At 34.9% G+C, this 14,887-nt stretch carries 20 protein-coding genes; 11 read left to right on the forward strand and 9 right to left on the reverse strand.

All coding sequences use genetic code 11. The features are described 5' to 3' along the window. Window positions 1–7: 7 nt before the first annotated feature. Window positions 8–976, reverse strand: coding sequence for a 2-hydroxyacid dehydrogenase (locus C6990_RS08240; RefSeq protein WP_182130237.1), 969 nt, complete (start codon window positions 974–976; stop codon window positions 8–10). Window positions 977–1,028: 52 nt separating this feature from the next. Between C6990_RS08240 and C6990_RS08245 the strand changes: the two genes are divergently transcribed. The 4 genes from C6990_RS08245 to C6990_RS08260 are packed head-to-tail and all read left to right on the forward strand — an operon-like array spanning window position 1,029 to window position 4,581. Next, on the forward strand, window positions 1,029–1,178 hold the full coding sequence (locus C6990_RS08245; RefSeq protein WP_179372231.1) for a hypothetical protein: 150 nt from the start codon (window positions 1,029–1,031) through the stop codon (window positions 1,176–1,178). A gap of 49 nt (window positions 1,179–1,227) precedes the next feature. Next, on the forward strand, window positions 1,228–3,138 hold the full coding sequence (locus tag C6990_RS08250) for a 2-oxoacid:ferredoxin oxidoreductase subunit alpha (RefSeq protein WP_182130238.1): 1,911 nt from the start codon (window positions 1,228–1,230) through the stop codon (window positions 3,136–3,138). Continuing rightward, a complete protein-coding gene (locus C6990_RS08255) occupies window positions 3,128–4,090 on the forward strand; it encodes a 2-oxoacid:ferredoxin oxidoreductase subunit beta (RefSeq protein ID WP_182130239.1) in 963 nt (320 codons plus the stop codon). Before C6990_RS08250 ends, C6990_RS08255 begins: the two co-directional genes overlap by 11 nt. A gap of 50 nt (window positions 4,091–4,140) precedes the next feature. Next, window positions 4,141–4,581 carry a hypothetical protein gene (locus C6990_RS08260; protein WP_182130240.1) on the forward strand — a complete coding sequence of 147 codons (441 nt, stop codon included), beginning with the start codon at window positions 4,141–4,143 and terminating at the stop codon, window positions 4,579–4,581. On the opposite strand, the gene C6990_RS08265 is transcribed toward C6990_RS08260, so the two are convergent. Beyond that, window positions 4,574–5,107 carry a hypothetical protein gene (locus tag C6990_RS08265; protein WP_182130242.1) on the reverse strand — a complete coding sequence of 178 codons (534 nt, stop codon included), beginning with the start codon at window positions 5,105–5,107 and terminating at the stop codon, window positions 4,574–4,576. The genes C6990_RS08260 and C6990_RS08265 overlap by 8 nt on opposite strands. A 98-nt stretch (window positions 5,108–5,205) precedes the next feature. Between C6990_RS08265 and C6990_RS08270 the strand changes: the two genes are divergently transcribed. After that, window positions 5,206–5,532, forward strand: a complete 327-nt coding sequence (locus C6990_RS08270) for a hypothetical protein (RefSeq protein WP_182130244.1) — start codon at window positions 5,206–5,208, stop codon at window positions 5,530–5,532. A gap of 2 nt (window positions 5,533–5,534) precedes the next feature. On the opposite strand, the gene C6990_RS08275 is transcribed toward C6990_RS08270, so the two are convergent. Both C6990_RS08275 and C6990_RS08280 read right to left on the reverse strand, forming a co-directional pair. After that, window positions 5,535–6,089 (reverse strand): hypothetical protein, encoded by a 555-nt coding sequence (locus C6990_RS08275; RefSeq protein ID WP_182130246.1) that lies wholly within the window; start codon window positions 6,087–6,089, stop codon window positions 5,535–5,537. A 47-nt stretch (window positions 6,090–6,136) separates the two neighbouring features. Further along, window positions 6,137–6,913: a coenzyme F420-0:L-glutamate ligase gene (locus C6990_RS08280; RefSeq protein ID WP_182130248.1), complete on the reverse strand. Its 777-nt coding sequence runs from the start codon at window positions 6,911–6,913 to the stop codon at window positions 6,137–6,139. A gap of 116 nt (window positions 6,914–7,029) precedes the next feature. Here C6990_RS08280 and C6990_RS08285 point away from each other — a divergent pair, with 116 nt between their 5' ends. The 6 genes from C6990_RS08285 (at window position 7,030) to leuD (C6990_RS08310) (ending at window position 12,200) form a co-directional block, all read left to right on the forward strand. Then, entirely contained in the window at window positions 7,030–8,088 is a 1,059-nt protein-coding gene (locus C6990_RS08285; RefSeq protein ID WP_182130251.1) for a baeRF10 domain-containing protein, read from the forward strand. Between the two features lie 74 nt (window positions 8,089–8,162). Further along, window positions 8,163–8,381, forward strand: coding sequence for a hypothetical protein (locus tag C6990_RS08290; RefSeq protein ID WP_182130253.1), 219 nt, complete (start codon window positions 8,163–8,165; stop codon window positions 8,379–8,381). Window positions 8,382–8,437: 56 nt separating this feature from the next. After that, window positions 8,438–9,706, forward strand: coding sequence for a 3-isopropylmalate dehydratase large subunit (locus tag C6990_RS08295; protein WP_182130255.1), 1,269 nt, complete (start codon window positions 8,438–8,440; stop codon window positions 9,704–9,706). Then, window positions 9,706–10,197 (forward strand): LeuD/DmdB family oxidoreductase small subunit, encoded by a 492-nt coding sequence (gene leuD / locus C6990_RS08300; protein WP_182130257.1) that lies wholly within the window; start codon window positions 9,706–9,708, stop codon window positions 10,195–10,197. Before C6990_RS08295 ends, leuD (C6990_RS08300) begins: the two co-directional genes overlap by 1 nt. Window position 10,198: 1 nt before the next feature. Next, the gene (gene leuC / locus C6990_RS08305; protein ID WP_182130259.1) at window positions 10,199–11,614 is read left to right on the forward strand and encodes a 3-isopropylmalate dehydratase large subunit; all 1,416 of its coding nucleotides are present in this window, start codon (window positions 10,199–10,201) and stop codon (window positions 11,612–11,614) included. 1 nt (window position 11,615) lies between these two features. Beyond that, window positions 11,616–12,200 (forward strand): 3-isopropylmalate dehydratase small subunit, encoded by a 585-nt coding sequence (gene leuD, locus C6990_RS08310; RefSeq protein WP_182130261.1) that lies wholly within the window; start codon window positions 11,616–11,618, stop codon window positions 12,198–12,200. On the opposite strand, the gene C6990_RS08315 is transcribed toward leuD (C6990_RS08310), so the two are convergent. Genes C6990_RS08315 through C6990_RS08335 form a run of 5 tightly spaced genes read right to left on the reverse strand, consistent with a single transcriptional unit; the run spans window position 12,178 to window position 14,868 of the window. Further along, a complete protein-coding gene (locus tag C6990_RS08315) occupies window positions 12,178–12,897 on the reverse strand; it encodes a nucleotidyltransferase family protein (RefSeq protein WP_182130263.1) in 720 nt (239 codons plus the stop codon). The two genes, leuD (C6990_RS08310) and C6990_RS08315, sit on opposite strands and share 23 nt — an antisense overlap. A gap of 3 nt (window positions 12,898–12,900) precedes the next feature. Next, the gene (gene rpsI / locus C6990_RS08320; RefSeq protein ID WP_182130265.1) at window positions 12,901–13,350 is read right to left on the reverse strand and encodes a 30S ribosomal protein S9; all 450 of its coding nucleotides are present in this window, start codon (window positions 13,348–13,350) and stop codon (window positions 12,901–12,903) included. Continuing rightward, entirely contained in the window at window positions 13,347–13,844 is a 498-nt protein-coding gene (rplM, locus tag C6990_RS08325) for a 50S ribosomal protein L13 (RefSeq protein ID WP_182130267.1), read from the reverse strand. The genes rpsI and rplM overlap by 4 nt, the downstream gene beginning before the upstream one ends. Next, the gene (locus C6990_RS08330; RefSeq protein ID WP_182130269.1) at window positions 13,837–14,184 is read right to left on the reverse strand and encodes a 50S ribosomal protein L18e; all 348 of its coding nucleotides are present in this window, start codon (window positions 14,182–14,184) and stop codon (window positions 13,837–13,839) included. The genes rplM and C6990_RS08330 overlap by 8 nt, the downstream gene beginning before the upstream one ends. A 45-nt stretch (window positions 14,185–14,229) precedes the next feature. Next, window positions 14,230–14,868 carry a DNA-directed RNA polymerase subunit D gene (locus tag C6990_RS08335; protein ID WP_255465344.1) on the reverse strand — a complete coding sequence of 213 codons (639 nt, stop codon included), beginning with the start codon at window positions 14,866–14,868 and terminating at the stop codon, window positions 14,230–14,232. Between the last annotated feature and the right edge of the window lie 19 nt (window positions 14,869–14,887).

Consider the following 14,887-nt stretch of genomic DNA (forward strand, 5'->3'; position numbering starts at 1 on the left):
GTAAAAGTCAATATCCAACTGAATAGATCGGCTTTTTCCCATTCATTCCTAGATTCAAATTTTTGACCGTAATTTGGGCCATCTTTGCTCTAGTTTCTTTTGTTGAACTGCCGATATGTGGTGCAAGGACAACATTTTGTAATTTGATTAATGGATTTTTCCTATTCATTGGTTCTTCTTCAAAGACATCTAATCCTGCACCTGCAATGATGTTTTTCTTCAGTGCAATTGCAAGTTCTTTTTCATTTACAATTTTTCCTCTTGCCGTATTAATTAGAAATGCTGATTTTTTCATTTTTCTAAAAACTTTCATGTTAAACAAATGATCTGTCTCTTTTGTATGGGGGACATGAATTGACAAAACATCACTTTGTGTGACTAGTTTTTCAAATGAGGTATATTTTACACCCATTGCTTTTTCTTTGGATTTTGAGATGCGATTTCTATTGTGATAAATGATTTTCATGTCAAATGCTTTTGCTCTCTTTGCAAGAGTTCTGCCAATTCTACCTAGGCCTAGTATGCCGAGAGTCTTTCCTTGTAGATCCACTCCAACATAATCATGTGCTCCGTAGATTTCTTTCCATTTACCTTCACGGATTATTCTATCTCCCTCAGAGACTCGTCTTAGCACATCTAGTAATAGGGTAAATGCTAAATCAGCTGTTGCATCAGTTAGTACTTCTGGAGTGTATCCGACACGAATTTTCTTTTTCTTTGCATAATTAACATCAATATGATCAAAACCCACACTATAGGTGCTGATCACTTTTAGATTCTTTGCTAGATCAATTGTATCTTTATTGATTTTATCATATGGGAAACAGATGATTCCATCCACCTCTTTTATTTTTGATCGAAGCTTTGTTTGAGGAATTGGAATTTTTCCCGAATGAATTTCAACCTGATATTTTTTCTTTAACTCTTTTAATGCAAAATCATGCAAAGTTCTTGTAAGAAAGACTTTGTTTTTCATCAGTCTTGAGATTCATCTCAAACCATTTATACGATTTCTTTCTAAATCACTTATGTCTTCGAAAGCCGAAGAAGAAGAGGAAGATTTTGCCATTTGTGTAGAGTGTGGCAATTCTATTGACAAATGCGGATGTGTTTGTCCTTATTGTGGAGAACGCGATAAATGTGAATGTGCATTGTTTGATGCAGCTACTGGGGGTTGATCATTTTGATAATACAGAATATTATACTTCAAAGAAGAGGTAATTTACTGTGAGCACGGCTGATTTTACCTGGTTAATAGGCGGTCCACAAGGTAGTGGTGTTGAGTCAGGTGCAAATATCTTCTCCAAAGTTTGCGCTGAGATGGGATATCAGATATTTGGTAAAAGAGAGTTTTATTCTAATATCAAGGGTGAGCATAGTTACTTTACAGTAAGAATTTGTGATGAGAAAATTAATTCAAACATTAATGATGTAACCTTGATGGTGTCATTTGATGCTGAAACCCTCTTTCGTCATTTTGATGAAGTAGTTTCTGGTGGCGGAATTATTTATGATTCTGATTTAGAAAAATCAAAAACAGATGATGTTAACACATTAGATGCTCCATTCAAAGAAAGATTGCACAAAGAATTAGAATCAAAAAATAAACCATTTACAATTGCAGGAGTTTTAGAGATTGCCAAAGAAAAAGGGGTTAAACTCTATCCTGTTTCTTTCAAATCCATTCTTGCAACACTTGCTGAAGAACTTGAAAATCCGAGACTCAAAGGATTGGTTAGAATGTTCAATGTGATTGGCGTTGCATTATCTTTAGGATTGGTTAAAATGCCTCCTGATTCATTAAATAAAACTATTGGAGAAATTTTTGCAAAAAAAGCAGAGATTGCAAAAATTAATCAAGAGACTGCAACTTATTCATATAATTATGCATCTGCAAAGTTTGAATCATTCAATCATTTACTAACGGGAACTGAAAAAGAACCTGACACTATTCTAGTTCAAGGATTTCAAGGAACTGCACTTGGTAAGATGGCATGTGGTTGTAGAATGCAACCATACTATCCAATTACACCAGCATCTGACGAATCTGTATTTCTTGAATCAAACGAAATTGTTGAAGTAAGTGGAGATAGGCCAGGTTCCACTGCAGTAATTCAATGCGAAGATGAAATTTCTGCAATGGGGATGACAATTGGTGCTGCATTAACTGGAACACGTGCTGCAACCTGTACTTCTGGTCCGGGATTTGCATTGATGACTGAAATGCTTGGATGGGCAGGAATGAATGAGGTCCCAATTGTAATTACAAATTATCAAAGAAGTGGTCCGTCAACTGGACTACCAACTAGACATGGCCAAGATGATTTACTCTTTGCAGTATATGCCGGCCATGGAGACTTTCCAAAGATTGTTTATGCATCAGGTGACATTGAGGAGAGCTTTTACGATACAGGTAATGTCTTCAATTACGCTGACATTTTCCAAGTCCCAGTAATCCACATGATGGATAAATTCCATGCAAGCTCTGTGATTACTTGCAAAAGATTTGATCCTCAAAAAATAACAGTCAATCGTGGTAAATTATTAGAAAAAGTGGAAGGTGAGTATAGGCGATTTGCATTTACTGATGATGGGGTATCTCCCCGCTCTAGATTGGGACTTGATAATGGAGTCTTTTGGAATACAGGTGATGAATCCGATGAATTAGGCCACATCACAGAAGACCCAATTTTACGTGTAAAAATGATGGATAAAAGAATGTCCCGACTAGATTTAATCTTAAAAGAAATCCCAGAATCCCAACAAGCATTGTCTTTTGGAGTTGAAGCGAATACTATAATTTCATGGGGTTCTGCAAAAGGTCCTATTCTTGATGCCATTGATATGCTAAAAAAAGAAGGAATCTCAATCGGGTATGTGCAAATAAAACTCATGAATCCATTTCCAGCTGATTATGTAACTGCATTGCTCAAAGATGCAAAGACCATAATCGATATTGAAGCTAATCATTCAGGACAACTGGGAAAATTATTCAAACAAAATGTTGGACGTGATATTGATCACTTCATCTTAAAATACTCTGGTAGAGCCATGACTAGTACTGAAGTTTATGATTCACTTAAAAAAATTATTGACGGCAAAGCCGAAAAACGGGAGGTCTTGATGCATGGCGCTTAAACTTGCAGACTATAAGACAGATGTGCACAACGATTGGTGTCCTGGATGTGGGGACTTTGGTATTGTCAATGCCATTCAAATGGCATTAGCTGAGATGGAAATAGAGCGAGACAAAGCAACAATCTTTTCGGGAATTGGCTGTTCTGGTAAGACGTCACATTTTATCAACACTTATGGTGTTCATACATTACATGGTCGTGTTTTGACATTTGCACAAGGTGCAAAGATTGCAAATCCTGAGATGACAGTAATCGCTGCTGGTGGTGATGGTGATGGCTTGGGAATTGGCGCAGGTCATTTTGTAGCAGCTGGAAGACGTAATGTCGATATGACTTACATTATTTTTGATAATGGTGTTTATGGATTAACAAAGGGCCAAGCATCACCAACTCTGAAACTAGGAGAACAAACAAAATCATTGCCCTCACCAAATACCAATTTCAATGTTAATCCAATAGGTCTTGCAGTTGCAAGTGGATTTACTTTTGTTGCACGTGGATATTCTTATGACATTAAACATCTAAAATCTTTAATTATTCAGGCAGTTAAACACAAAGGATTATCCTTTTTGGATGTGTTGCAGCCATGCCCCACTTACAATGATATCAATACTAGAGATTGGTATGCTGGTACTGATTTAGTTGATGAGGCACAAAAAAGACATTCACGAATTTACAAACTTGAAGAGCAAGGGTATGATCCAGTTGTCCATTATGACTCTGTAGCTGAAGTAAATGAGAAATTATCTCAATCCCTCATTAAATCACTAGAGTGGGATACCAAGATACCTACTGGAGTCTTTTACAAAAATGAATTAATCTCGCCCTACAACCAAAGACTAAAAGACAAGATTCCAAATTACTGTGAAAACCCTCCTGCAAAACAAAACATCTCCCAAAATGGCAAGCCAATCACTGATATTTCTGCAATTTTAGATTCTCTTCAAGTGTGATTCCTGCTCTAGACCTAACAAGTTATAGGCAAGTTTCATAGTAGTGTATCTTGCATTTGAATATTTACGAGGCAAATAAAATATTTCGAAAATCTATTATCAAAGGATTCTTTGAACCCCAACTTTTGAATCTTGACTTCAAAAAATCTGTCATAAAACACCCTTCAATAAATGATGATGGCCTTATGCAATCAGACTTGCTTCATATTTTCTTTGATGTGGATACGGGGTGTGATTATCCTGATGGAGATGAATGGTTTATTATAGAATTGTTATTTCCTCACAATGTATCACTTCCTGATAACTTGAAGGGCGTCGATTATTTTACAACTCTTTCAGTAGAAGAGGGCAAAACATTTTGGCATCATCGTGAACTAATTCGCTTCAAATATGGAAAATCAAAAAAACTTGATGATGCTTTAGAATTTTTAGAGTCAAAATACAAAGAACTACATGAATTACTAGAGCCACTACAAAAAGATCTCAAATAATTTCTTTCCAAGTGTTTCCACTAAAAATATATTTTTTATTTTCAGATGATGCTGTATCTAGCCTCCATCTAATTGATTTTGAATCAAACTTGTAGATAATTTCTGAAATTTCTGTAGGGAGTTTTTGGGGATCAAGGTGATGAGGAATCAATTCTAAAACAAAATCAATCTTTTCGATTGCGTTATCAAACCACTGTTTATCCTCTACATCAATACTGAAAACTATTCTCGGATTTCCTGCAAAATTAATTTTAACCTTTAATGCATTACCGCTACCTCTCCTTCTCTTCATCTCCTTGAAAACTGACTTTACATTCTCCCATCGTTTAAAGTCAAACCATTGAAAGAATTCTTCATTAAATGCAAGTGGAATTTCCATGTCTAATGAACTCACAAAATTCTCATCATCCTGTTCAATCTCATCTTGAATAATTGTAAAATGTGAATTTAGAAATCCATAGAGTACTTCGATCTCCCACGGAGAAATTCCATAGTATCTCAGTGTTGTTTTTAATACATCTGCCATACATTGAATTCTTAAAAATTGTAATTAAAGCTTCAAACCTTGCAAATTGGGACAAATTGACCTTAAAATTAAAATTACATGGATGAATTTCTATATTCATGAAGAAAGAATTTGTAGTAAAAAGCATTGATTCAGCACCTGATGGCGCACCCTATGTTGTAGTATCATTATCCTCTATTAAAGATCTTAAAGAATCAACTCAAAATCCCCAATCTCCTTTTGGAACTCCTAAAGTTATGGGATTCTCAAACATGAATGACATGATGAAGGATCTTAACAAAATGATGTCTGGAATGGGTGGTGGAATGGGGATGCAAGGTGTAACCCAATTAAAACTTGAAATGCATGAATACAAAGAGATGAATCTATCAGTTGGGGATAAGGTATTTCTGGAAATGACTAAAGCAGAAAGTCTGGGCGTCTAAATTTACCAGATTGTGTTAAAATATTTCCAACCATAAAATGCAGCAATTGTTCCAATTACAAATAACATTGGTTTCCATGCAAAAACTGGAATGCTAGGTGTTGCAAGTTTAACTTTATAATTATCTACAATGGCATTAACATTCTTCTTAATTTTATCGTGCCAAAAACTATACTCTACCTGATATTTTTTTAGAATTGTCTCTACTTCGTAAACCACTGGAGTTCTCTGTGAGAATAAATGTTGAAGATAATCTCTTGAGACTTCAACTTCTGCATGAATTCCAATTAATCCTTTTTTTAGATCAACCATTCTAACATGCATCTCCCATGGTTTTTTTAATTTTAAATTAAGACCGTTTCCAATTTGTCCTGGTTGCTTGTGTTCAAGTTTTACTTTGGTGAATCCCTCTTCAGTAAAGATTTTCATTAATTCTTCAAAACTTTTCTTTACTACTATGTGAAGTTGCTCTACTCCATGTTTATTATCAACATTAATTTTGTGTTTTAGTCCATCAAAAAATGATACTGTCTTTGGGTATGTGGTAAGATACTCCATTATTTTTTCACCAAAATACCTCTATTTAAAGCAGAACCAAAAAATCCCTAGTGTCCGGGTGGATTTGATAATCCTCTAACATAGACACATTGATCTGGTGATATTGCCATTTCTGAAGGACTGATCTTTCTATCTGTAAGTTTAGCATCTGAGTTTCTTACTATTGCAATTGGTTTTGATTCACCACCTTCACCCATTTTGTAATTGGCAATTGTTGCAATGTTATCTACCACTGCTTGAAAAGTAACTTTTAGTGGAGTACCGTCAAGATCTTTTTTTGCCCTCATATCTAAAACTGGTTCAATCCCTGCACACGCAACTGCAACTCCGGAAGTTCCAATTCTTGCAGGCATTAGTCTACTATCTACAAGAATTACTCCTACATGAATTAGCATCTTTAAGAAAATCTTTCTGCGAATTTGTTCTGAAATAAGATAGGGGTTTTGAGGATACAAAATTGCTTTGCCTTCTTTTGCATTAGACTTGTCAATACCTGCATTTGGTGCCATGATGTTATCAGCTGATGTGATCACAAATCCACCTATCCCGCCATAGATTTTGTCTGATTCTCTGATAATTATTTCTGCTATTTCCTGTTTTAACTGGTATTTTTTTGCAATCTCTAATCCTTCTTCTGATGTTTTGATTTTTGAAAGATCCACAATTCTTCCTTGTGCATTTGAAATGTATTTTGTGGAAATTACTAAAACATCTCCTTCTTGCAATTTAGTATCATTTTTTTCTAAAGTTTCTAATAATGTCTCAAAAATATCAAATGTATCTTGCTTTCTTTCAGCTAAAAGTGGTAAAACTGTCAATTCCACAATATTTCTAAAACTATGTTTCTTTTTTATTGTTATGAACAATACTTTGAATTTTTAAGATAAATCCCTCATTAAAGATAGTATTAGTTATTTATGAAAGAAAAAAAGTCACACTTGTGAAAAATTTTCTAAATCCTGATGAAATAGATCCTCTTGAATGGCTTTCGATTAATCAATTTCTATATGATATTAAGCAAATTGATTCTCCTTGCATCTCAGTGTATTATCCGTATGGCAAGGGACTTGAAACCATATCTTTGCTCGAGGAAACAAAGAGAAATGAGTCATTTGAAAAAATTGAAGCAAAAATTGAAAACAAAATATCTGAACTCAAAGACAATCCTGTTTCTGTTGGCAAGTTTACAAAAACACTCTGTATTTTTGGATGGATGAAAGACAACAAAGCAAACATCAAAGTGATTGGAACCTCAAAAAAACTTCCATATGTCTACATGGCAAGCAAAAAACCATTTATCAAACCATTCAAAGATATCTTAAAAACAAATTACAATGTATTGGTAGTTACACTAGATCAAAAAACTGCAAGAATACAAAAATTTTATGGAAGTCAGATAGTTTTAGAATCCAAACTCAGAATTGATTTGCAGGGAAGACATAGAAAGGGAGGACAAAGTCAAGGAAGATTCCTTAGAGCGAGACAAACAAAAATTCATGTATTCTTTAAAAAAATTGCAAACAAAGTCCTAGAGATGGATTCTGATTCTGATTTAATTTTATTGGGTGGGATTGGTACTGCAAAAACAGAATTTTATGATGAACTTAATTCAGAGTTGGCAAAAAAATGCAGATTTGTTGAAAACTTGTCTTTTTCTACATCAAAAAAAGAAATTGAAAAGAAATTAATTCACCATCTATATCAATACAGAAAAAAATATGTTGAAGAAATAATTGAAAAATATGAAAACCTAGTCAAACAAGGACTTACTGCAAAAAGAAATAGTGTCATTTTCAAGGCTTTAGAAATTGGGGCAGTTGATACTCTGATTGTTTCATCAAATTATTACTCTGATTCTCAATTTAAAAAAATTCTAAAGATGCTAGAGGCTGCAAAAAACACTTCGTGCAAAATAGAATTTGCATCTTCCCAAAAAGTTATCAAAAAACTAGAACTTGATAATTCCGTTTTAGCTATACTTCGATACAGAATAAAGTGATCTTACCTTGTTAAATCTCAAATTGTTATGATTTGATAGTGATACTTTTAGTTCATTAAATTCAAAAAACTTTGATGGCTGATTGTGTACAAACTTGGAGAAGGCAATTACGAATTCAAGAACTAGTAAATATTGCAAAAGAAAAATTAGAATCAGGAACAGAAATTACTCTGGTTTATGAGAATTTAGATGCTATAATGGTATCTAAATGGAAATCAATCCCAACTACCAGAAAGCAGTATCTTGATTCTGTAAAGAAAGTTTTAGTAAATCAGAACATGCTGAAAGTATGATCTGATACTTGGGGATTCTGTAAAGCTTTTAATCTGTAGAACAAGTCTTTTGGATTATGAACATTGTTGAGAAGATCCTTGCACGTGCATCTGGAAAGTCTTCAGTCTCCCCTGATGATGTAATTTTTGCCAATGTTGATAAGGTAATGGTTCATGACGTCTCTGGACCTGGAGTAATCAAGGTATTTGATAAACTAAAGAAGCAAGGAATCTCAGTTGATAAGTTATGGGATCCAACAAAAGTTTGGGTTGCAGAAGATCATTTTGTGCCATCAGCAGAAAAAGTATCAGCTGAAAATATTGTAAAACTATCCAATTTTACTAAGCAATACGGAATTGAAAAACACTTCAAATATGGAATGGGGCAATATGGAATTTGCCATACAATATCTCACGAAGAAGCAATGGTTATGCCAGGTGAAGTCTATGTTGGTGGGGATTCTCATACAAACACTACTGGTGCATTGGGTGCATTTGCATGTGGTTTAGGACATACAGATATTGCTTATGTTTTGCTTAATGGGAAGATCTGGTTTAAGGTTCCTGAAACTATGTACTTTAAACTAAATGGAAAATTACCCGATCATGTGATGGCAAAAGATTTGATTCTAAAAATTATTGGGGAGATTGGAACTGATGGTGGTGCATACAGAACAATGCAGTTTGGTGGAAGCGGTGTTGAAGAAATGTCCGTTGAAAGTAGATTGACACTATGTAATATGACTACAGAAGCTGGTGCAAAAAATGGAATTGTAGAACCTGATCAAAAAGTAGTTGATTATCTTTCTAGTCGTGGTGCTGCGAATTTTAATTTGATTAAAGGTGATGATGATGCAGAATATTCTAAAATATTTGAATATGAGGCATCAGAGATGGAGCCAACTGTTGCAAAACCGTTTTCTCCTGAAAACATCTCAATTGTAAGAGAAGCACCTAGTGTTGAATTGGATAAATCGTATATTGGTTCATGCACTGGTGCAAAATATGAAGATTTGGTAGCAGCTGCAAAAATTCTCAAAGGAAGACAAGTAAAGATTAGAACAGAAATTTTACCAGCAGCTATTTCAATTTACAAGCGTGCAATGGAGAATGGTCTTTTGAAAATATTTTTGGATGCTGGTGTTACCGTAGGACCTCCTACATGTGGTGCATGTTGTGGCGCTCACATGGGTGTATTAGCAAAAGATGAAATTTGCATTAGTACTACTAATCGAAACTTCCCCGGAAGAATGGGACATGTTGAATCTCAAACATATCTTGCATCCCCACTAGTTGCTGCTGCATCTGCAGTTACAGGGAAGATAACTGATCCGAGGGATTTGTAATGAAGGGAAACATAATAAAATATGCACAGGATAATATTGACACTGATGTGATCATTCCCGGTCAGTATCTTAAAGTTCATGATTATGCAGAACTTGCAACACATGCAATGGAGGGACTTGATCCCGATTTTCATTCTAAAGTAAAGGAAGGTGATTTTATTTTGTCTGGTAAAAATTTCGGATGTGGCTCAAGTCGTGAGCATGCGCCAATTGCTTTATCTCATTCGGGAATAAAGGCAGTACTTGCATTGTCCTTTGCAAGAATTTTTTACAGAAATGCAGTAGATGGGGCATTCTTGTTACCTATAGAAATTGATCAAGATGCATATGATGGTATATCCGAAGGTGATGAGATAGACATTGATGTTTCAGCAAATGAAATCAAAAATCTTACAAAAAATCAGATATACAAAATGAAACCATTCTCAGAAATCATTGGAAAAATTATTACTGCTGGTGGTCTATTCAAGTACAAACCAGACCAGGATTAAAATGGGAAAAACACTTTTTGAAAAAATTTGGGAATCTCATATTATAGTTGAAAAACCAAATAAACCATCTCTAATCTACATTGATAGACATTTAGTGCATGAAGTAACATCCCCTCAAGCATTTGATGGATTGCGAATGAATAACAGAAAGGTTCGACGACCTGATCTTACCATAGCTACAATGGATCATAATGTTCCAACAAATGATAGGTCGCTCCCAATTTTGGATCAAACTTCTGCAATTCAAATACAAACACTGGAAAAAAACTGTAAAGATTTTGGAATAACTCTATTTGATATTAATAGTCCAAATCAAGGAATTGTTCACGTAATTGGTCCTCAATTAGGAATTACATTACCTGGTTCTACCATTGTGTGTGGTGATAGTCACACATCAACTCATGGTGCTTTTGGTGCTTTGGCATTAGGAATTGGAACAAGTGATGTGGAGCATGTCTTGGCATCACAAACTATGTGGCTTGAAAAACCAAAACCCTTTGAGATTAGAGTTGAGGGAAAAAGAAAGAACCCTCACGCAGTAACTGCAAAAGATATTGTTCTCTCGATAATCAAAAACATAGGAACTGGAGGAGGTACAGGTACAGTAATCGAGTATAGGGGTGAGGGTATAGAAGATCTTTCCATGGAACAGAGAATGACTATCTGCAATATGTCTATTGAAGCAGGAGCCAGAGCAGGATTAGTTGCCCCTGATGAGAAAACATTTGATTATCTTAGAGGCCGAAAATATACTCCTAAAAATTACGAATCTCTAGTTGAAGAATGGCGTGAGCATCTAAAGACTGACACTGATGCAAAATTTGAGAAACAATTTGTTTTACACATTGATGATATTGCTCCTCAAGTAAGCTGGGGAACAAATCCTGGTATGACTTGTGATGTAACTGAATCAGTTCCATCTCCTGATGAATTTTCAAAAGGTGATCCTAACCAAAAGAAGGGTGCAGAAAAAGCACTTGATTATATGAATCTGAAACCTGGAACTCCAATTGAAGAAATCAAAATTGATAGAGTTTTCATTGGATCATGTACTAATGCAAGATTAGAAGATCTTATTGAGGCCTCAAAGGTTGTCAAGGGACAAAAAATATCTCCTGATGTTAGAGCAATGGTTGTACCTGGTTCTCAAATGGTAAAAAAGCAAGCAGAAGAAATGGGTCTTGATAGAATTTTCATTGATGCTAATTTTGAATGGAGAGAAGCTGGATGCAGCATGTGCCTTGGAATGAACCCTGATATTTTATCTCCTGGAGAGAGATGTGCTAGTACATCAAACAGAAACTTTGAGGGAAGGCAGGGAACTGGTGGGAGAACTCACCTGGTTAGTCCAGTAATGGCCGCAGCTGCTGCAATTAATGGGCACTTTGTAGATGTTAGGAAATTGGATTTGAATTAAAATGGAGCCATTCAAAAACATATCAAGTATCATTACACCTCTGGATAAAGTAAATGTGGATACTGATCAAATTGTTCCAAAACAATTTCTGAAATTAGTTCAAAAGTCTGGATTTGGAAAGTTCTTGTTTTTCAATTGGCGATATGATGAGGCAGAAAATAAGAAATCTGATTTTGTATTAAATGATCCAAAATATGATGGCTCTAAAATCCTAGTTGCAGGTGACAATTTCGGATGCGGCTCTAGTCGTGAGCATGCTGTTTGGGCCCTAAAAGACTATGGCTTTTCAGTGATTATCGCACCATCTTTTGCTGATATCTTCTTTAGTAATTGTTTCAAAAATGGACTTTTGCCAATTTCACTTGATGAAAAAATAGTAGAACTCATCCAAAAACAGACCGATCCCATTAGTGTTGATTTGGAAAACCAAACTATCGAAACTTCCACTCAAGAAATTCATTTTGATATTGACTCTCATATGAAAAAAATTCTCTTAGAAGGCTTAGATGATATCGCTCAAACTTTCCAATACGAAGACAAGATCACAGAGTTTGAAAAAAATTCTAAAATCCCATCTGTTTTATAATCTTCTTTACTGTTTTCTCATTTCTTTCTAAAACCATTGGGGACTCAGCATCAATCCATTCTATTTCTCCAATGTCATATGCACTGATTTTTCCTTCCTTTGAGAGCTGCTGTAAAATATCAAATGACAGATTAATCTCCTTTTGTTTTGACTTTGACTTTATTCTTTTAATAACATCTGAACCCAACATGTAGATTCCAAGACATTCAGATAGATGCAAATCTATTAATGGTTTTTCTTTGAATTCTTTAATTATCCCATCCTCAACTACTGCAAACCCTGTCTCTTCTTTTCTTTTTGATCTTGTTGCAATGCATGCCGTACTTTTTTTTGCAACATATTGCTCGTGCATCTTTTCTAGATTGATGGCACACAAGTTGTCTACAAACCACAGAATAAATTCTGATTCGCCTTTGATTTTATTTTCAATATGAAGCAAATCCCCACCGGTACCGCTTTGCGAGTCTTGAACGAAGGTAATTTCTTTTTGATTTTCATAATAATTCTTTATTTGACCTCCCAACCCTGTAAAATCCGAAATTATGATTATCTCTTTAATGAAACTAAATGATCTTAGATATTTTATTACATAATCAATAAGTGGCTTTCCATCAATTGGCGTCATTGCCTTTGGAAAATATTCCGTATAAGGCTTACCTCTAGTTCCTTTTCCGCCAGCTAAAATTATGGCCTTCACAGTCTAACGGTATGATTTCTGTTTTCTTCTTCTTGCACCAGGGCCACCAAATTTCTTTGGTTCTTTTTGTCTGGCATCTCCACTGACTAGATATTTATCAAAATCAGAGATTCGTTTTCGAAGATCTTCTCTTGCAGATTTTGGAAGTGGGTGTTCTTTTGGTTCTTTTTTAGATTTAGTCCATCCAATCAGTGCTCTGGTAATTCCAGTTGCAGCTGCACTGGCTTGGCCCATAAATCCTCCGCCTCTTACTCTGACAGAAATATCAATTTTATCTCTCAAATCTCCAGTGATCTCTAGTGGACCTAAAATAACTTCACGTGCAGTCTCTTGAGGAATCATTTCTACTGGAACATTGTTAATTCTTACTTTACCTTGTCCTTTTGTAATGTACACGTGTGCGCTAGCTCTCTTTCTTGTTGCAAAATAAATTTCAGTTTTTGGAGTTGTCATTCAGTCCACCCTATTACTCTGCATATTTCGCCTAATGTTGTATAGTTTGCTGGAGTTCTTTTAATTTTTGCTTTCTCAAATTGAATTTTTTCAAGTGATTTGATTTGTTTTGGGGAACCGATGTAAGTTCTTAGCCTTTGATATGATTCTTTTCCAGATGGCTTTCTATCAAATGGTAACATCTGACGAATCATTTTTGCAATTACTGTATCTGGTCTTCTATAGTGAACTGGTCCATGTTTGTAGTTGATAATACTGTTGATTTCTAAAAATTCTCTATATTCTTTGATTTGGTTTACTCTAGTGCCACTCATCATAATTTTTTCACAATTTACAACTGACACTCTGTTTCCTTGAATGAGTAATTTTGCAACATATGATGCTAATCTTCCTGCAATGTGATTTGTTGCATCCACAACAATAGGTCTATCTGTTCTTACAACTGTTTCCTGTTTTGTTCCTCTTGTGGATTTGTTTATTCTTCCATTAGCCAAGTAGTACAACTCCTTTACCTGTTGGGTTTTGCTCAATCAAATCAGAATAACTTATAATTTTTCCGCCTTTTTCTATGATTTTGTTTGCAGCAGAATTTGAAATTGCAAATGAGAATAATGTGATTTTATGGGGAACACTTCCTGTTCCAAGAACTTTACCTGGAAATACTACTGTATCATTTTCTTTTGTTAATTGACCAATTCGATTCAAGTTTAGATCCCTTCTTGCTATGGATGGTTTTAATGCATATTCAGCTAATTTTGCCCAAATTGGAGCGTCATTTTTAGTTGATGCTTTTTTTAGATCTTTTGCCATGCGTATAACTACTTGATTAGTCATGTGAATAATCCGCCTTGAAACCCAAATATAATGTCTATGCTTATTTTACTCTTGAATCTGGTCAATGGTTTCTTTGAATTGACCTAGTTTACTGCTAACTTCATCTACTCCTGCTAGAATAATTTGTTCAGGATTAAGTGAACCTGTTGACTCTACTGTGAGAATCTTTTCATCCTCTTTATCAGTATCAACAATTGTAGAAATGTTTGCAGAGTTCCATTTTGCATGTTCTGTTCCACGTCCAAGTCTTGCATAACATTCAACTTTGATTCGTTGACCTGGAGCTAACTGGACAATTGGGATTTTGTCTGAAACTGGTTTTACTGATTCGTCTTCAGAAGATAATTCATTTGAAAGGATAGATCTTGTAACATCGGAGTCCCCTGAGTCTAAAACTAACATTACTCTACAATTTGTACATCCGGTTTCACTCTTACAATCACATTTTGATGGCTCGTTAAATCTACTCAAATCTGTCTTTAATGGAATTAATCCAAGTCTATGTGCAAGCCCTTCATCGGGTAGTACTGAAGAGTTTTCAAGTATATCGACTGTATCAATTGCAAATACTGGGACACCATTTAGACAGACACGTCTGAGTGCATTTGCATATTGCAATGGAACTCCTTTTAGCTTTACAGCTATTTTTTGATTATCTTTACTAATTACCTCTAAGGATGACAAATCTTGAACAAAATCTTCA

Origin of the sequence: Nitrosopumilus sp. b3 (genome assembly GCF_014078525.1) — an archaeon.
Lineage (GTDB): Archaea > Thermoproteota > Nitrososphaeria > Nitrososphaerales > Nitrosopumilaceae > Nitrosopumilus.

Excerpts from the sequence above, each read along its gene's own strand:
- C6990_RS08240 (WP_182130237.1), bottom strand. The coding sequence starts at position 976 with ATGAAAAACAAAGTCTTTCTTACAAGAACTTTGCATGATTTTGCATTA.
- C6990_RS08245 (WP_179372231.1), top strand. The coding sequence starts at position 1,029 with ATGTCTTCGAAAGCCGAAGAAGAAGAGGAAGATTTTGCCATTTGTGTA.
- C6990_RS08255 (WP_182130239.1), top strand. The coding sequence starts at position 3,128 with ATGGCGCTTAAACTTGCAGACTATAAGACAGATGTGCACAACGATTGG.
- C6990_RS08265 (WP_182130242.1), bottom strand. The coding sequence starts at position 5,107 with ATGGCAGATGTATTAAAAACAACACTGAGATACTATGGAATTTCTCCG.
- C6990_RS08270 (WP_182130244.1), top strand. The coding sequence starts at position 5,206 with ATGAAGAAAGAATTTGTAGTAAAAAGCATTGATTCAGCACCTGATGGC.
- C6990_RS08275 (WP_182130246.1), bottom strand. The coding sequence starts at position 6,089 with ATGGAGTATCTTACCACATACCCAAAGACAGTATCATTTTTTGATGGA.
- C6990_RS08290 (WP_182130253.1), top strand. The coding sequence starts at position 8,163 with ATGGCTGATTGTGTACAAACTTGGAGAAGGCAATTACGAATTCAAGAA.
- C6990_RS08295 (WP_182130255.1), top strand. The coding sequence starts at position 8,438 with ATGAACATTGTTGAGAAGATCCTTGCACGTGCATCTGGAAAGTCTTCA.
- leuD (WP_182130257.1), top strand. The coding sequence starts at position 9,706 with ATGAAGGGAAACATAATAAAATATGCACAGGATAATATTGACACTGAT.
- leuC (WP_182130259.1), top strand. The coding sequence starts at position 10,199 with ATGGGAAAAACACTTTTTGAAAAAATTTGGGAATCTCATATTATAGTT.
- leuD (WP_182130261.1), top strand. The coding sequence starts at position 11,616 with ATGGAGCCATTCAAAAACATATCAAGTATCATTACACCTCTGGATAAA.
- rpsI (WP_182130265.1), bottom strand. The coding sequence starts at position 13,350 with ATGACAACTCCAAAAACTGAAATTTATTTTGCAACAAGAAAGAGAGCT.
- C6990_RS08330 (WP_182130269.1), bottom strand. The coding sequence starts at position 14,184 with ATGACTAATCAAGTAGTTATACGCATGGCAAAAGATCTAAAAAAAGCA.